The 16,218-nt window shown below is 71.1% G+C and carries 20 protein-coding genes; 9 read left to right on the top strand and 11 right to left on the bottom strand.

The features are described from left to right. Positions 1 to 24: 24 nt before the first annotated feature. From FBY22_RS14935 to FBY22_RS14945, 3 genes are all read right to left on the bottom strand, one after another. Positions 25 to 678, bottom strand: a complete 654-nt coding sequence (locus tag FBY22_RS14935; protein WP_142145851.1) for a vitamin K epoxide reductase family protein — start codon at positions 676 to 678, stop codon at positions 25 to 27. Beyond that, entirely contained in the window at positions 675 to 1,259 is a 585-nt protein-coding gene (locus tag FBY22_RS14940) for a hypothetical protein (protein ID WP_399211135.1), read from the bottom strand. Before FBY22_RS14940 ends, FBY22_RS14935 begins: the two co-directional genes overlap by 4 nt. Positions 1,260 to 1,458: 199 nt before the next feature. After that, the gene (locus FBY22_RS14945; RefSeq protein WP_142145852.1) at positions 1,459 to 2,283 is read right to left on the bottom strand and encodes a class II aldolase/adducin family protein; all 825 of its coding nucleotides are present in this window, start codon (positions 2,281 to 2,283) and stop codon (positions 1,459 to 1,461) included. A gap of 237 nt (positions 2,284 to 2,520) precedes the next feature. Between FBY22_RS14945 and FBY22_RS14950 the strand changes: the two genes are divergently transcribed. Next, positions 2,521 to 3,618, top strand: coding sequence for a helix-turn-helix domain-containing protein (locus FBY22_RS14950; RefSeq protein ID WP_260844846.1), 1,098 nt, complete (start codon positions 2,521 to 2,523; stop codon positions 3,616 to 3,618). A 63-nt stretch (positions 3,619 to 3,681) separates the two neighbouring features. On the opposite strand, the gene FBY22_RS14955 is transcribed toward FBY22_RS14950, so the two are convergent. From FBY22_RS14955 to FBY22_RS14990, 8 genes are all read right to left on the bottom strand, one after another. Continuing rightward, positions 3,682 to 4,431 (bottom strand): D-Ala-D-Ala carboxypeptidase family metallohydrolase, encoded by a 750-nt coding sequence (locus FBY22_RS14955; protein WP_174267150.1) that lies wholly within the window; start codon positions 4,429 to 4,431, stop codon positions 3,682 to 3,684. A 35-nt stretch (positions 4,432 to 4,466) separates the two neighbouring features. Then, positions 4,467 to 4,883, bottom strand: coding sequence for a hypothetical protein (locus FBY22_RS14960; protein WP_142145854.1), 417 nt, complete (start codon positions 4,881 to 4,883; stop codon positions 4,467 to 4,469). Between the two features lie 25 nt (positions 4,884 to 4,908). Beyond that, on the bottom strand, positions 4,909 to 5,304 hold the full coding sequence (locus FBY22_RS14965; protein ID WP_142145855.1) for a hypothetical protein: 396 nt from the start codon (positions 5,302 to 5,304) through the stop codon (positions 4,909 to 4,911). Between the two features lie 26 nt (positions 5,305 to 5,330). After that, positions 5,331 to 6,677, bottom strand: a complete 1,347-nt coding sequence (locus FBY22_RS14970; protein ID WP_142145856.1) for a GH25 family lysozyme — start codon at positions 6,675 to 6,677, stop codon at positions 5,331 to 5,333. A gap of 432 nt (positions 6,678 to 7,109) precedes the next feature. Then, positions 7,110 to 7,541: a signal peptidase I gene (locus FBY22_RS14975; RefSeq protein WP_142145857.1), complete on the bottom strand. Its 432-nt coding sequence runs from the start codon at positions 7,539 to 7,541 to the stop codon at positions 7,110 to 7,112. A gap of 56 nt (positions 7,542 to 7,597) precedes the next feature. Continuing rightward, on the bottom strand, positions 7,598 to 8,374 hold the full coding sequence (locus tag FBY22_RS14980) for an ABC transporter permease (protein ID WP_142145859.1): 777 nt from the start codon (positions 8,372 to 8,374) through the stop codon (positions 7,598 to 7,600). After that, a complete protein-coding gene (locus FBY22_RS14985; protein ID WP_142145861.1) occupies positions 8,371 to 9,336 on the bottom strand; it encodes an ATP-binding cassette domain-containing protein in 966 nt (321 codons plus the stop codon). Before FBY22_RS14985 ends, FBY22_RS14980 begins: the two co-directional genes overlap by 4 nt. 29 nt (positions 9,337 to 9,365) lie before the next feature. Then, positions 9,366 to 10,031, bottom strand: coding sequence for a DUF4097 family beta strand repeat-containing protein (locus tag FBY22_RS14990; protein ID WP_142145863.1), 666 nt, complete (start codon positions 10,029 to 10,031; stop codon positions 9,366 to 9,368). 224 nt (positions 10,032 to 10,255) lie between these two features. On the opposite strand from FBY22_RS14990, the gene FBY22_RS45925 reads away from it, so the two are divergent. The 8 genes from FBY22_RS45925 (at position 10,256) to FBY22_RS15030 (ending at position 16,194) form a co-directional block, all read left to right on the top strand. Next, on the top strand, positions 10,256 to 11,005 hold the full coding sequence (locus FBY22_RS45925; protein ID WP_142145865.1) for a helix-turn-helix domain-containing protein: 750 nt from the start codon (positions 10,256 to 10,258) through the stop codon (positions 11,003 to 11,005). A gap of 69 nt (positions 11,006 to 11,074) precedes the next feature. Then, a complete protein-coding gene (locus tag FBY22_RS15000; RefSeq protein ID WP_174267151.1) occupies positions 11,075 to 11,383 on the top strand; it encodes a helix-turn-helix transcriptional regulator in 309 nt (102 codons plus the stop codon). Then, the gene (locus FBY22_RS15005) at positions 11,383 to 12,921 is read left to right on the top strand and encodes a DNA-binding transcriptional regulator (protein ID WP_142145867.1); all 1,539 of its coding nucleotides are present in this window, start codon (positions 11,383 to 11,385) and stop codon (positions 12,919 to 12,921) included. Before FBY22_RS15000 ends, FBY22_RS15005 begins: the two co-directional genes overlap by 1 nt. Then, positions 12,914 to 13,486, top strand: a complete 573-nt coding sequence (locus FBY22_RS15010; RefSeq protein ID WP_142145869.1) for a transcriptional regulator — start codon at positions 12,914 to 12,916, stop codon at positions 13,484 to 13,486. The genes FBY22_RS15005 and FBY22_RS15010 overlap by 8 nt, the downstream gene beginning before the upstream one ends. Positions 13,487 to 13,533: 47 nt before the next feature. Then, positions 13,534 to 13,923, top strand: a complete 390-nt coding sequence (locus FBY22_RS15015) for a VOC family protein (RefSeq protein WP_142145871.1) — start codon at positions 13,534 to 13,536, stop codon at positions 13,921 to 13,923. Between the two features lie 124 nt (positions 13,924 to 14,047). Continuing rightward, entirely contained in the window at positions 14,048 to 14,344 is a 297-nt protein-coding gene (locus FBY22_RS15020) for an antibiotic biosynthesis monooxygenase (RefSeq protein WP_142145873.1), read from the top strand. Positions 14,345 to 14,359: 15 nt separating this feature from the next. Then, the gene (locus FBY22_RS15025; protein WP_142145875.1) at positions 14,360 to 15,484 is read left to right on the top strand and encodes an ABC transporter permease; all 1,125 of its coding nucleotides are present in this window, start codon (positions 14,360 to 14,362) and stop codon (positions 15,482 to 15,484) included. Continuing rightward, positions 15,481 to 16,194, top strand: a complete 714-nt coding sequence (locus FBY22_RS15030) for an ABC transporter ATP-binding protein (protein WP_142145876.1) — start codon at positions 15,481 to 15,483, stop codon at positions 16,192 to 16,194. Before FBY22_RS15025 ends, FBY22_RS15030 begins: the two co-directional genes overlap by 4 nt. Positions 16,195 to 16,218 lie beyond the last annotated feature (24 nt).

Here is a 16,218-nt window from a genome sequence, read left to right on the forward strand (position 1 = left end):
GACGAGGTGGGCGGTCGGACGGGGTCAGAGGAGGGTCTGCCAGTAGTCCCACCAGCGGGTGGCGATCAGCATCACGATGCTCAGACACCAGGTGAGCGGTACCACCCAGTGGAACTCCAGCACCCCCGCGACCACCGCGCGCGGAGCGTTGAGGATGCCGTGCCGCAGGTTGTGCGCCGTCGTGTACCAGAACATCGCGATGGTGGCCGCCCAGGCCAGGCAGCACCACAGACACAGCGCACCGATCTCGTACAGCGCCTGCGTCATCAGCCACATGCAGAACGCCGCGCCGAGCAGTGTGCCGGCGTTGAGCCCGAGCCAGAACCAGCGGGGGAAACAGGCACCGGAGAGCAGCGCGACGCCGACGGTGACGACCACCGGGTAGGCGAGCAGCCCGAGCACCGGGTTGGGGAAGCCGAACACCGACGCCTGGGCGCTCTTCATGACGCTGCCGCACGACAGGACCGGGCTGAGATTGCACGAGGGGGAGAACAGCGGGTCCTGCAGGAGCCGGATCTTGTCGACCGTGATCACGAAAGAGGCGAGGGCGCCGAGCGCGCCGGAGACGATCAGCAGCCAGGCGAAGGCACGCGAGGCACTGCTCGCGCCCCGCGGGGCGATCCGCCGCGCCCCTTCCGGTGCCCGTCGTGCGGGGGTGGCGGTGGTCGTGCCGCTCATCGAAGGTGTTCCGCCTTGCCGGTGGTCATGAGGGGCGCCGGGCCCGCGACGGTGTGGGCGATCGCGTGCGGGCGGCGACCGGCGGGACTCGCCGGCACGCCGGGAGTCGTCCCACGGGCCGCCTTGTCGGGCCAGACGACCTCGACCTCGATGCCGTGGGCGCGGGCGTACGCCACCAGGTGGGCCGTGGCGTCACGGCCGTTGGAGGGCGAGCCGTCCCAGACGGCGAACAGGTGCCGGCACTCCGCGATCATCCGCTCGTCGGCCGCGACACACGCGTCCCGGTCCGCCGGGTCGTAGGGCAGCAGCCGTACCTGACGGGCGAGGAGCAGCAACTCGCCCGTCGCCATCCGATCCCGTTCGGGCAGCAGCGCCGGCACGAGCCCCTGGGTGGGAGTCAGGACGATCAGGTCACGTCCCGCCGCCCGCGCGGCCCGGCCGAACGCCACCGGCACACCGGCCCCCGCCCGCACCAGCCCCGGTGTGTCACCGGGCAGGCGGGCCAGGGCCGCCCGCAGCTCGTGCTCCACCAGGTCCAGCGTGTCCCCGGTCAGATCGGTGTGCCCCACCGCCGCGATCATTCCGCCAGCCTCCGCCCTACGACGCTCACGTTTCCCAGTGCCCTCGGGCCCAGCTCGCCACCGCCCCGGGCAAGGACCGCCGGGCCCTGCTCACAAGCCCATGGACAGGCCCGCGGGCTCAGTGAAGCCAGTGCGCCGAAGGCCGACAAGGGCCGAAGGTCCTCGCCACGGACCTCTGCGACGCGCCGGCCGCGCGGGCTCACGCCCAGGGCGAGGCGATGTCGAAGGTGGTGGCGACGCGCTTGATCTCGTCCGAGGTCAGGCCCTCGGCCCGCCGCCCGGCGACCATGTCCATGTACTCGTAGCGCGCGCCGGTCTCGGCGTACTCGATCCGGTCGACGGCGTGGGTGACCGACACGTCCGAGCGGGCCATCACCCCGTGCTTGCTCCACAGCACGACCTGCGCGTTCCGCAGCCCCTCGACGTTGGCCGCCATAAGCTCCGCCGAGCCGGGGACCATGAAGTCGAGCACGACGACCCCCTCCGGCAGGCTGACGACCGCTTCCGGCTCCCAGCGCAGAATGCGGGAGTTGAGGGCCGCCGTACCGCGGTAGGCGGGGACGTGACTGAGGTAGGTCAGGTGCGGGGGCTGGGCATGGACCGCCGCGTGGAAGGCCAGGCCGCGCCGCGCCACCTGGTCCTGGTGGACCCCCAGATGGGAGTTGAACTCGCTGGTCAGGCGGGCGAACCGGCGACGCGGCGAGGTGTGCAGGGTGGCCGTCCGCCCGTCCCGGAGGATGCGTACGGCGCCGATGCCGGCCAGCGGGTCCGCGGCGAGCTGGCGCAGCCGACGGCCGGAGCCGGTCACCAGAACGGTCCGGCCCGCCAGCGCCGGAGCGGGCAGGGGGAGCACGATCTCCTCGCTGCGGGGGAAGTGGTCGCCCAGTTCGAGGTCCCGGCCGACGTACACCGAGAGGTTGCCGGCGGCCGCCTCGCTCGCGCCGATGTCGCTGATCCGGCTGCCGGCCGCGCCCATGTCGGCGAGCAGGTCGTCGAGGTTCGGGAAGGATGTCGTCGTCGGCATGGCTCGGAGCCCCCTTTGAAACGTTTCACTATTGCTCCCACGCTATGCGGGTTCCGCGGGCCCGGACAGTGCCGAACGACCCCCTCCGGGGGTTCGAGGGGTGAACCATCAGCGGGTTTCAACCGGCCCCGTTCACAAACGAATTGGCTGTCCCGTTTCCTGTGTGAACATGCGTGCGACCTCTCCCCTGCGGTGTAGCTTCTACCCGTCAGTAGAGGCCTGATCAAGGGTGGTTCTGTGGCTGCCTCTCCGCACATAGAGAAATTCGCCGCTCACCTTCGCATGCTGAAGGACCGCAGTGGCCGGGGTTACGACCGCCTCGGCAAGGAGGCGGGCGTCAGCGGCTCCAGTCTGCACCGGTACTGCTCAGGCCTCGGCGTCCCGGCGGACTACCGGGTGGTGCACGCCTTCGCCAGGGTGTGCGGCGCCAGTGCGGAGGAACTGCGCGAACTGCACCGGCTGTGGGCCTTGGCGGACAGCGAGCGGGACGCACCGGCAGCAGCGGCCGTGTCGACCACCGAGGAGAGCCGGGAACCGCTGTCCGGCGCAGGCTACGCACCCGCCTCACCCGCCGAGGCGGCGCAGACGGCTCCCGTGCCGGAGGAGGACGTCACCCCGCCGCAGGTCACCGTCGGCCAGGACGGGGCGCCGCGCAAGTACCGGCTGCCCGACAAGCTCTCCTCCCGCTGGGCGGTCCTGGCCGCCGTGCTCGCGGTGATGCTGGTGGCCGGCTTCGTATGGCTGCCTTCAGGCCGTACCGCCGGTGACTCCCGGGCCGCGGGCGACAAGGTGCTGGACTCCTCGGCGTGCGGGACGGTCAGCATGGGGGAGCACGACGAGTGCGTGCGTGAGGTGCAGCGCCTGCTGGTGCGCGCCGAGGGCAGACTCGCCGTCGACGGGGACTTCGGTCCGGAGACCCTGCGCAGAGTGACCGCGTTCCAGGTGCTGGCGGGGGTGACGGCCAGGGGCGTGGTCGACGAGGACACCAAGAAGGCGCTGTACGCGCGCAAGGTGAGCATGGCGACCTGGTCGACGGCCAGGGTGGCGCAGCGGATCCGTGAGGTGTTCGTCGAAGACCCGGACACCGCCGTGGCCATCGCCCGCTGCGCGTCCTTCCTCGACCCGCTGTACGTGCTGCCCAACACCAACGGCAGCCGCAACTGGGGGGTGTTCCAGATCTCCGACACCCGCCTGCGCGACCTCGACGGCACACCGCTGAGGGCGTTCGACCCGGACTGGAACATCAGGGCGGCCCACCGGCTGTGGGCCGTTCGGCACGACTTCCACGACTGGCCGTCCTGCCAGGCGGCGTTGAAGAACACGCCGAAGAGCTGAGGCCCGGTGCCTCGGATACTCACCCGCGGTACCCGAGGACACCGGACCGTCGCCGGGCCGGCGTCAGACCGTGCCGTTCTCCCACCACCAGTCACGGCCCAGGTCGGCCCTGCTGTCGACGTGCTGGTGGTCGGTGTTGTACGTCTCCAGTCCGGAGAACCCGCAGGTCTCCGCCTTCTGGTAGACGGTCTTGTTGGACACGCCGGACACGTCGAGGTCGGCCGCCGTGCCGTACAGGTGCATGCTGTCGCTGGCGCCGCCGATCTCGGCGTTGTGCGCGATGCTGCGGAAGCCGGAGTTGACGGTGATCGGCTTGTCGCCCAGCTTCTTGCGCAGCGCCTCCAGCTTGTACATGCAGCGGCGCACGTTCTCCTTGACCTGCGAGGCGCTCAGCTTGCCGCCGTTGAAGGTGCCGTCCGTCTGGTTCACGAACTCGCTCCAGTTGAAGTGGAGCGTGGAACCGTCGGACTGCTCCAGGGAGTTGAGCTTGGCCTGGGTGTTGGGGCCGGCGCTGCCGTCGACGGAGAGACCGTACGCCGCCTGGAACCGGCGTACGGCCGCCGCCGTGCCGGGGCCGAAGTCCCCGTCGATGCCGACCCGGCTGTGACTGGCGCTGTCCGCGGCCCAGCCCGCGACACGGATCTGCAACTCGGTGACGTCGGCGCCGCTGTCGCCCTGATTCAGGGTGCGCGACCACCCGTAGGCCTGCGCGGTGCCGGAGAACAGCAGCTGGCCGAACGCGGCACCGGCGCCTACGGCCAGGGTGCCACGCAGCATGGCACGGCGGTCGATGGGTCGGGAGAAGGAGGTCATGGTCGTCCTTTCGGTGAACGGCGGTGCGGGGAAGGTCAGTAGGCGATCTGGAAGGTGACGTTCTGGGCGTCGGTGTCGTAGGCGTGGATGCGCAGGACGAAGTGGGTGCCGTCCTTGACGTCGGTGGCGACGGTGCCCCACTCGGTGCCGTGCGTGGTGTACGCGTCGTCGTTGTTGCACTTGGTGGTGTGGTCGACGAAGACCACACAGGCGTCCAGGAACACGCCGGGTTCGTCCGTGATGAGCCTGAGGTTGATGTCGTTGCACCGCGAGGACGTGGTGTAGGTGCCGTACTCCTTGGCGGCGGCCTGGTAGTGGTACGTCAGGGTCTTGGCGCCGCCGTAGCAGCTGGTGGCGGCGGCCGAGGTGTGCGCCGAGGCGGGTGCGACGCCCGCTCCCAGCAGTGCGGCCGCGGTGAGCAGGGCCGAGGCGAACGCTCTTGTACGGGTCATGTCGGTCTCCGTCGGGGGAGGAGGGTCAGAAGGCGATCTGCATGACGGCGTCGTCGCCCTCCAGGGGCACGCCGGCGGGCACCGTGAACTTGCTGTCGTTCAGGACGTCGGTGGCGATGGTCGTCCAGCCGCGTCCCACCCTGGTCCAGTGGTTGCAGGTGCCGTACTTCGCGAACTTCACGCAGGCGTTGACGTAGTCGGCGGTGCCGCCGATGACACGCATGTTGATGTCGGTGCAGCGGCTCGTGGTCCAGTAGGGGCCGAACTCGACGGCGTCCCCGTAGCGCACGGTGACCGCCCCGCCGTAGCAGGTGGTCGCCGCGGTGGCCGGGGCGGCCGAGGCGGAGCCGGTCGCCGGGGCGGTGAAGCCGAGGCAGAGGAGCAGTGCGACGGGAAGCGCGCGGGTGAACCGGGTGGTCATGCGGGTTCTCCTGTGGTCGGGCCGGGTCAGCGGTTGGCGAGCCGGTCCAGATCGGCCTGGGTGCCGTTGAACACGTCCGCGGTCGCCGGTGCCTTGATGCCCGGGAAGACGGCGGCGTCGGTGTACTGCCACATCGCCCAGGCCGTCGAGCCGTTGGGCAGCGGCGGCTGGGTGATCGACTGGCGGTAGTCCGCGAGTTGCAGCGGATAGCGGGCGAACGCGGTGGTCGAGCCCAGGCAGTCGTCCAGGAAGGACTTCTGCGTGTAGATGATCGGAGTGCGGCCGAAGGCCGCCTCCACCCGGTCCAGCCAGGCCTTGACGTCACCGACCGTGCCGTAGGTCGGGCAGCGTCCGCTGCCGTCGTCCATGCGTTCCAGGTCGAAGATCGGCGGCAGGTCGCCCGCCCGCTGCCCGGTGTAGCCGGTCGCCCGCACGGCGGCGATGAAGCGGTCGGCCTGCGCGGCACCCGTGTCGGGGGAGGAGCCCGTGTAGAAGTGGTACGGCGCCACGGCCAGCCCCGCCGCCCTGGCCGCCGGCAGGTCGGTGGCGAGGTACTCGTCGGTGACGTTCGTGCCCCGCGTCGCCTTGACCGTCGCGAACTCGACGCCCGAGGCCCGTACGGCCTTCCAGTCGATCGGCGCGCCGCCGGGGTGCTGGTACTTGGCCGTGTCCAGACCGTCGATCGAGTAGCCGGCCGGACGCGGCGGCGCGCAGTACGTGTTGCGGCCGGACCAGTCCACCAGCCTGGCCCAGGTGTTGGGGCCCACGACGCCGTCGGCGCTGAGATTCGCGCAGTGCTGGAGTTCGATGACCCGGGACTCGGTGCCGCCCCCGAAGTCACCGTCGATCGTCAGCGGCGGATAGTGGAAGGGCTCCATGGCCAGGTTCAGCCGGCACTGCAGCTCCTTGACCTCGACGCCGTTGGAGCCCTTCTTCAGGGTGGGGCGCGTGTCGGTGTGCCCGCACACCGCGGACTCCGCCGCACTCGACGTGCCCTGCACGCCACAGGTGTGCGGTTGTGCGGCCCAGGTGTTCAGCGCCGCCCACGTCTGCGGGCCGAGGACACCGTCCACCGCCAGCCCGGCGCACCGCTGGAAGTCCTTGACCCGCGTCTCCGTCGCCGGCCCGAACGAGCCGTCGGCCGCGATCGGCGTGTACCGGCTCGGCTTCGTCGCCAGGTTGAGCTCGCACTGCGCCTCCAGGGCCGGGTCCCCCGTCGATCCCCGTTGCAGGGTGGGCTGTGCGCTCGTGTGCCCGCAGACGGCGACCGCGGTGGCCGCGGACTGTGCCGCCTGTACCACCGTCGGCCCGCACAGGGGCAGGGCCGCTGCCACGGCGAGGGTCAGACCCCGCAGAAGCGTCCTTCGTCCCATCCGGTGTTCCCCCTCGTATGAGTTGCCGGGAGTTCCCGGCGCCGGATCATGCTGGCAGCGGTCGTCCTCAACTGGCCCAGCACGCCGGTGGATTGGGACACCGGGATGGTCACACCCGTGTGACCTGCGAGAACGGAACACCGCTGGGACGGCGGTGGGACGGGGACGGCGGAGCGTGATCCTGAGGGGCTCGTGGCCTGGCTCGGTGGCCGAGGGGGTGGGCGATGCCCGTGTCACACCCGAGCGCGTAGCCCTGGGCTGCCCAGTGAGGCCAGGCCGAGCGGGAGGGCGGCGCGCTCCGCCTGCCCGGGGGCAACCGCGGCCGCGGCGATGACGTCCAGACACATCGCCGCCACAGCGGGCCGTTGAGGCGCCTCTTGAGGAACATCCGCCCGGGGCCGGGCATGTGCACGTCCGGGCCGTTCGGCGAGCCTACGAGGTGGCAGTGCTGAGCGAATGGCCGTGCCCGGCGACGGTTTCGTTCGCGTCGGCCTGGTCGTTCCCCTCGACCTTGTAGCCCGGGACCGAGGGCCAGCGGACCGTCAGCACCACGGACTCCTCCTCCGCGTACCAGGAGTGGTCGACTCCGCGTCCCCATACGACGTAGTCACCCTGCTCGGTCAGGACGACGTCGCGTCCGGGGAGTTCCACCCGGAAGCGTCCGCTGATGAGGACCAGCAGGGCGGTCCGCTCTTCGCCGGTCACCCATTGGGCCCGCTCGTCGCCCTGCGGGTGGACGCCCCACTTGATCTCCACGTCCTCGCTGTGCCGGGGATCGGAGGCGTCCTTGAAGTGCCCCAGGAGCCACCCCCGGTCGAGTGCCGCGTCTTTGCCCGCATTGCCCACATACACGCCGTCGTTCATGGCTCGGAAGGTAGCAGCAGTGTGCCCCTGCTCTCGCAGGGGCACCTACCGGTCGCTTACTTGGACTCGCGGTTGAACAGGGCCCTCGACCAGCGGTGGCCGAGGACGGTCAGGCCCAGGCACCAGACGAGGGCGATCCACCAGTTGTCGCCGATCTCGGTGCCGAGGAGAAGTCCGCGCAGTGTCTCGATGGCCGGGGTGAAGGGCTGGAAGCGGGCGATCGGCTGGAACCAGCCCGGCATGGAGTGCAGCGGGACGAAGGCGCTGGAGATGAGCGGCAGGAGGATCAGCGGCATGGCGTTGTTGCCCGCGGCCTCGGCGTTGGGGCTGCTCATCCCCATGCCGACCGCGATCCAGGTGAGTGCCAGCGAGAACAGCGCGAGCAGCCCCAGTGCCGCGAGCCATTCCAGGATGTCGGCGTCGGTGGACCGGAAGCCGATGGCCACGCCGACCGCGCCGACGAGGATGACGCTCATGAGGCACTGCAGGACGCTGCCGGCGACGTGCCCGAAGAGTACGGACCCCCGGTGGATGGCCATCGTCTTGAAGCGGGCGATGATGCCCTCGTTCATGTCCGTGGCGACCGCGACCGCGCTGCCGATCGTGGTGGAGCCGATCGTCATCAGCAGGATGCCGGGAACGATGTAGGCGATGTAGGCGGAGCGCCCCGCGCCGGCACTCATGGCGCCGCCGAAGACATAGACGAACAGCAGCAGCAACATCACGGGTGTGAGCAGCAGGTTGAGCGTCAGGGAGGGGTAGCGCCGGGCGTGCAGGAGGTTGCGGCGCAACATGGTGGAGGAGTCGCGCACGGCGAGGGTGAGGGTGCTCATCGGGCGTTCTCCTTGGGCTGGCCGGTGTCGCCGGCTCGGTCGGTGTCGCCGGTGAGGGCGAAGAAGACGTCGTCGAGGTCGGGGGTGTGGACGGTGAGTTCGTCGGCCTCGATGCCGGCGTCGTCCAGGTGGTCGAGGAGGGTGCGCAGGTCGCGCTGGCTGCCGTCGCTGGGGATGCGCAGGGTGAGGGTGTCGTCGTCGGCGGTGATCGGGCGCAGGGTGCGGGCGGCCGTCCGGTAGGCGGCGGGGTCGGTGAAGCGGAGGCGGATGTGGCCGCCGGGGACGAGTCGTTTGAGTTCCTGGGGGGTGCCCTCGGCGGCGATGCGGCCGTTGTCGAGGACCGCGATGCGGTCGGCGAGTTGGTCGGCCTCTTCCAGGTACTGGGTGGTGAGGAGGACCGTGACGCCGTCGGCGACGAGGGTGCGGATGATCTGCCACATGTTGTGCCGGGCGCGGGGGTCGAGCCCTGTGGTGGGTTCGTCGAGGAAGATGATGCGAGGGTCGCCGACGAGGGTCATGGCGATGTCCAGGCGGCGTTTCATGCCGCCGGAGTAGGTGGCGGCGGGTTTGCCGGCGGCGTCGGTGAGGTCGAAGCGCTGCAGGAGTTCGGCGGCCGTACGGCGTCCCTGGTGGCGGGGCAGGTGGTGCAGGTCGGCCATGAGGAGCATGTTCTCCTCGCCGGTGATGAGGTTGTCGACGGCGGAGAACTGTCCGGTGACGCCGATGGCGGCGCGTACATCGTCGGGTGCGGTGGCGATGTCGTGGCCGGCGACCTCGGCCCGTCCGGCGTCGGCGGCGATGAGGGTGGACAGGATCCGCACGGTGGTGGTCTTGCCGGCGCCGTTCGGCCCGAGCAGCGCGAACACGGTGCCGGTGGGGATGCGCAGGTCGATGCCGTCGAGGACGGTCTTGTCGCCGTACGACTTGCGCAGGCCGTTCGCCGTGATGGCCAGGTCGGTCATGAGTGGTTCCCCCCAGTAAGGAGTGTGGGTTACAGGCTGCGGGCGGTGATGTCGCCGTTGGAGGTGGTGGCGCGGATGGTGAGTTCGGCGGTGCCGTCGTTCTTGAGCGCGTTGTCGATCCGGCCGTGGGAGGTACCGGCGTCCAGGGACGCCGAGACGCCGGCGGCGGCCGCGACGCTGATGTCGCCCGAGCCGGTGCGCAGGTCGAGCGTGCCGCGTCCGGCCTCGGCGATGCGGATGTCGCCCCGTGCGGTGCTGATGTCGGCGGAGCCGCCCAGCCGGCCGATCTCGACGTCTCCGTCGACGGCGGTGAGGTGGACGCTCGCGGCCTCGTCGATCTTGATCTGGCGGTAGGCGCCGTCGAAGGAGAGGTCGCCGAGGCGTCCGACCACGCGGAGTTCGGTGCCGGCGGACTTGGCCTCGACGCGGGAGCCGGTGGGCAGTTGGACGGTCACCTCGACGGCGCCGGAGTGGCCGAAGAGCTGGTTCTTCGCCTCGGGGGCCGTGACCCGCAGGACCCCGTCGCCGTGGGTGACCTCGATCTGCTGCGCCGCCTTGAGGTCGCGGCTCTTGGAGGCGTCCGCCGGCAGTACCTCGACCGTGGTGTCGGCGCGGTCGGCGGCGATGAGCTGGACGCGTCCCGCGGGGATGGCGAGGACGGCGAGGACGGGGGCGGTGGTGGCGAACTTCTGCATGACGTTCTCCTGGACTCGTCGTTGTTTCTGACATTGGAAACGCTACGTTGCGTTCTCAGTTCAGGCAACAAGGTTGTTGCGCAGGGAGTGAGAAATACCAGCTCACGGCCGCGATTTCGTTGCAACGGTCATGTCAGCTAATGCAATAGCTCCGATCGTTCGTTGCAATGGAATGTCGGTGAACGCTATAGTCGGGCCACCAACGCACCGAGAAGGAGGCCGCGATGCCGGGCGGCAGGCTCACGCAGCAGGAACGTCGGCAGATCGCGCTCGGGCTGGCCGACGGGCTCGCCTACGCGGAGATCGCCCGACGTCTGGACCGCCCGACCTCGACCGTCACCCGCGAGGTGATGCGCAACGGCGGCCCCACCGCCTACCGCGCCGACCTCGCCCACCGCGCCACCGAACGCCGGGCCCACCGCCGTCGGCAGGCCGCGCCCCGCGGGACGCAGGCGGCCCCGCAGCCCTACGGACGCGATCCCGAGGCCGTACGCGCGTACGAGGAGACCCTCACCACCGTCTTCATGCAGTCGGGCACACCCCAGATGATGGCGCGGGTGATGGCCTGCCTCACCGTCAGCGACACCGGCAGCCTCACCGCGGCCGAACTCGTCCAGCGCCTCCAGGTCAGCCCGGCCTCCGTCTCCAAGGCCATCGCCTTCCTGGAGGGCCAGGACCTGGTACGCCGGGAACGCGACGAACGCCGCCGCGAGCGCTACGTCGTCGACGACGAGGTCATGTACCAGGCGATGATCTCCAGCGCCCGGGCCTCCGCCCAGGTCGCCGAGACCGCACGGCAGGGCGTCGGCGTGCTCGGCCCCGGCACCCCGGCCGGCGCGCGCCTCGAAAACACCGCCCGCTTCCTCGACTTCGTCTCCGAAAGTCTCGTCCGCGCCGCCGAACAGGCCCGCGAGATCCTCCACACCAAGCCGGGGGCGATCGAGTCCGAAGTCGGTGGGGTTCACGACGTGTGAGTTCGTCGCCCCTCATGTTTCATGCGGCCGGCGCATGAAACATGAGGGACGGGCTATAGGCTCGGCGCCATGAGTATGAGCCTGGAGGAGCGGGTGCGGTCCGCTGTGGCGGCTCTTCTGCATGCGGCGGGCGAGTCCCAGACCGAGCTCGCGGGTGCGCTGGGAGTGAGCCAGGCGCAGGTGAGTCGGCGTCAGTCGGGTGCGGCCGCATGGAGTCTGGCCGACTGCGAGGTGGTCGCCGCGCACTACGGCATCGACGTCCTCGACCTCCTGGCAGGACCCACCCGCGCCGCGGAGGCGTTGCCCGCCGGACGCCGTCGCGTCCCCGGCCGGCAGACCACCGCGCGTCCTGCGGCCGTAGCGGACGGGGATGTGTGATGGGTGACTTCGAGGCGATCGACGCACTGCTCGCCCGCGCCGGGAAAGCGGTCCCGCTGCCCCCGGCGGAGGAGCGACGGGCCCTGCGTGAGGAGCTGAACCTCTCCCGCGCCCAGCTCGCCCGGGCGCTGGGGGTCGGCCCCTCCACGGTCGGGGGCTGGGAGTCGGGGCGCGACCCGAGCGGTGAAGTGCGGGAGAAATACGCGTACTTCCTCGAGGGGGCACGGACCAAGCTGGCGGCTGCCGCTGCCGAGGACGATCCGGTTCAGGAGCCGGAGGAGGACGTGTCGGGGGATGCCGGCCGGGACGTCGGCCCGGACGACGAGGTCGACGTACTCGCCGTTGCGCGGCCCTGTGTGCTGTGCGGGCAGCCGGCCCACCACGAGGTGGCCGGATATCCGCAGCACCTCGACCCCGCGGAATGTGCCGCGGCCCCGCCCACCCCGGGTTCCGAGCAGATCCCGGCCACCTCGGATGCTCGACCCCACTCTCGTCCCCGTCCCGGCGGACGGCCCGCCGGAGGGGTGCGGATCGTGCCCGCCGGACGCCGCGTGCAGCCCGCGGACACCCCCGACCTGGTCGTCTCGGCCGTCGCGGCCGCGCTCGCCGAACACTCAGGCGACGTGGAAGCCGCCACCGCGGCGCTGACCAAGCGGGCGATCCCGGACGCGATGGCGCTGCTGGACCACAGCCGCAAGGGCGGCCGTTACGACGTCATCGCCCACCCCTGGCTGCCCGACATCCTGCGCAAGCAGACCTCGCGGGGCGCCGACCAGATCTGGGAGGCCCGCCCCAAGTGGACGCGCCCCGAACTGCCGCCGGGCGAGCACGAGGTGACCGCGCTCGACGTCAACGGCGCCTACCTCTCCGCGTTGAAGACCCACCTGCCGATCGGTCAGTTGGAGCACTCGACCGGCGACCACCACGACCGGCGCCGTGCAGGCGTCCACCTGATCACCCCGCCCGTCTGGGAACACGACGCGGTGCTGCCCAACCCGGTCGGCAGCCGCGACGAGCCGGGCCCGCTGTGGGTGACCGAGCCGACCCTGCGCCTGCTGCTGCGTCTGTCGGGCCCGAAGTACGGCCTGTGCGATCCGCCTCGGATCCACGAGTCGTGGACGTCGGGCGCCACCGAGGGTCTGCTGGAGAAGTTCCGGGTCGCCCTGAAGGACGCCCGGGACGCGGCGATCGCCGAGGGCGACGAGGTGACGCTGGAGTACGTCAAGGCGATGTACTCGAAGTTCGTCTCCACGCTGGGGGAGTCGAACTACAACCGGGAGCTGTACCGCACCGACTGGATGCACCTCATCCGCTCTCAGGCCTTCGCGAACCTGTGGTGGAAGGCCCACCGCGCCTACGACGAGGGCCTGATGGTGGTCCGTGCGATGGGCACCGACGAACTGCACGTCATCGGCGACTGGCAGGCCGTGTTCGCGGAGGGACGCGGCCTGACCGAGGTGAAGGTCAAGGACGTCTACGTTGTCGGGGCGGACCCGTACAGTGATCCTCACACCGAGGACGGAAGAGACGATGCCTGAGCGGAACCTCGAGTTCGGCAAGTACGGCGCCCGCGGCATCAAGGGCCACGAGGCCGTGGCCCGCCAACTGGACGCGCTCGCCGGCTACATCGCCACGCCCGTCACCGTCCGGCGAGGTCTGCTGGCCCGTCTGCACTATCTCACCCGCACCGACCACGCCCGCGCCGCGGCCCGGGCCGCCGGTCTGACCGTCACCGACCGCACCGTGCGCGCCTGGCTTGACGGCACCCGGTCGCCCTCGCGGCGGAACCTGGAGCGCGTCGAGCGGGCGTACCGCACCGTGCGGCGCGAGAACGTCGCCCGCTACCTGACCGCCCGCCTCAACCGCGCCGGCCGCGGCACCCGCGTGGAGATCCACCCGCTCAACCAGTCCGGCGTCGACCGGCCCCGCCAGCGCGTCGTGGAGTTCCGCACCCTCAACGTGCGCCGCTGGGACCGCATCGTCGCCGCCTGGGCGGCCGGCGACGACCGGGAACTCGACGAGGCCTGGGTCGACCAGGTCGTCGACCTCGGCTCGCAGTGGGGCCAGTACGAGTACGTCACCAACGTCGGCTTCGCCGCCTGAGATTCAGGGTCGGCCGGGGGAGCGGCGAAAGCGGGCAGTAGTACCGCATGAGACCCCGACCGCGTTTCACACTGGCCGCGACCACTCTCGATGCACCGGACGCCCGCGAGCTCGCGCGGTTCTATGAGCGCCTGCTCGGGTGGCCTGTGCGGAAGGAAGAGACGGGCTGGGTGGAGATCGCACCGCCCGACGGCGGTGCCGGACTCTCCTTCCAGACCGAACCGCTCTACACGCGCCCGCGGTGGCCGCCGGCCCGTTCCGCGCAGCAGATGATGATGCACCTGGACATCCAGGTCGACGACCTGCCATCGGCCGTCGAGCAGGCCGTAGCCCTGGGCGGGACCGAGGCGGACTTCCAGCCCCAGGACGACGTACGCGTCCTGCTGGACCCGGCAGGTCATCCCTTCTGCCTCTTCGTGCGCTCCGCCTCGAACTAGACCTCGCATTCCGGACAGCCGCTCTTGCCGACAGGCATGTCGGGAACCTGGGCTAAGATGCCGACACTGGCGTCGGCAACATTTGCCGGTGCTTTCGTTCTGCCCTGGAACAGGTGGTTTTCGGATGTACACGGTGATGAACCGGATACCGGTCCCCGCGGCCGGCGCGGTGGCTTTCGAGGAGCGGTTCGCGGCGAGCATGCGCGAGACGCTGCCGGGCGTGCCGGGTCTGGTCACGGCGCGTCTGCTGCGCCCGCAGCACGCGGGCGGGGCGTACGCGGCGGTCATGGACTTCACGTCCCGCGACGCCTTCATGGCCTGGATGGGCTCGCCCGCCTTCCGCGCCGCTCACGGGCCGTCCACCGGCGGGACGGGCGGCGACGTGGAGACCTTCGAGACCGTCGCCTCCGTCGGCGCCTGAAGCGGAAGGCCTCCTGTGTTCCTCGCTCTGCGCGATCTGCGCGTCGCCCGCGGGCGGTTCGCCCTCATCGGTGCCGTCGTCGGCATGATCGCCGTCCTCGGCGTCATCCTCTCGGGGCTCGCCAGCGGCCTCGCGGACTCCGGTATCTCCGCCCTGCGCGCCCTTCCGGTCACCCACCTCGCCTTCGACAGGTCCGCCACCGGAGAGCTGTTCTCCCGCTCCACCGTCACCACCGACACCGCCCGGCAGTGGGCCGGACAGCCGGGTGTCCGCAAGGCGGAACCCCTCGGCCAGCAGTTGGTCCACGCCCGGCTCGGCGGCGCGGGCGGCAAGCAGCTCGATCTCGCCGTGCTCGGCGTACGGCCGGGCGGGTTCCTCGCCCCCTCGCCCTTGTCCGGCAAGCCGCTCGGTGGGTCCGGCGACCCGAACGGCGTCCTCGTCAGCGAGGAGATCGTCAAGGAAGGCGTCAGGATCGGCGACCACCTGACCGCCGGCCAGGCCGGCACCGACCTGACCGTGATCGGCACGGTCGGCCGCGCCTCCTTCGGCCATGTCGGCATCGTCTACGCACCGCTGCCGCTGTGGCAGCGGCTCCACTACGGCCTGCCCGGCGCGCTCCCCGACGCCGCCGCCCACCAGGCCACCGCCGTCGCCCTGCAACTCGCCCCGGGCGCCGACACCACCGCGATCGACCACCGCCTCGGCACCCGGACCGTCGACAAGGCCGGCACCTACGCCGCGTCCCCCGGCTACACCGCCGAATCCAGCACCATGACCCTGATCCGAGGCTTCCTCTACGCCATCTCCGCGCTCGTGGTCGGCTCCTTCTTCACCGTGTGGACCATCCAGCGCCGACACGAGATCGCCCTGCTGAAGGCGATCGGCGCCGCCACCGGCTACATCCTGCGCGACGCCCTCACCCAGGCCGCCGTCGTCCTGCTCGCCGCCACCACGGCCGGAACCGCCGTGGGTCTGGCCCTGGGCGGTGCGATGAATGGATCGGCCCCCTTCTCCCTCCAGACTGACCAGGTCACCCTGGCCGCGGTCCTGCTGATCGCCCTGGGCCTCGCCGGAGCCGCCGTCGCCATCCGCCGCATCACCAAGGTCCAGGCCCTCAGCGCACTCGGAGCCGAACGATGAACCATCCCGCACCCGCCCCCGCCGCGCGCCCGGTACCGGAAGCCGCAGTGCTGCGCCTGACCGGCGTCACGCTGCACCTGGGCCACGACCGGCAACGGGTCACCGCCCTCGACGACGTCGACCTCGCCGTCGCACCCGGCGAGTTCGTCGCCGTCACCGGCCCCTCCGGATCGGGCAAGTCCAGCCTCCTCGCCGTCGGCGGCGGCCTCCAGACCCCGACCCGGGGCGCCGTTCACGTGGCCGGAGTCGACCTGACCACGCTCAAGGAACACCAGCGCACCGCCCACCGCCGCCGCCACATCGGCTACGTCTTCCAGCACGCCAACCTCTTCGCCTCCCTCACCGCACGAGAGCAACTGCTGCTCGCCGCCCATGTCTCAGGCCGTCTCGACGGCGCGACCCGCCGCCGCGCGGACGACCTGCTCGAAGCCGTCGGCATGACCTCCCGCGCCGGCCACCGCCCCGACCGGCTCTCCGGCGGCGAGCGCCAGCGCGTCGGCATCGCCCGGGCCCTCGTCCTCGCCCCCGAGGTCCTGCTCGTGGACGAGCCGACCTCCGCCCTGGACCGCGCCCGGGCCCGCGACATCGTCGATCTGCTCGCCGAACAGACCCGCCTCCACCACACGGCCACCGTCATGGTCACCCACGACCACGAGATACTGGACGCGGCCGACCGCGTCCTGACCCTGCGGGACGGCCGCCTGAGCTGACCGAGCGACCGAAAGGCGATCCCC

Source organism: Streptomyces sp. SLBN-31 (assembly GCF_006715395.1).
Classification (GTDB): domain Bacteria; phylum Actinomycetota; class Actinomycetes; order Streptomycetales; family Streptomycetaceae; genus Streptomyces.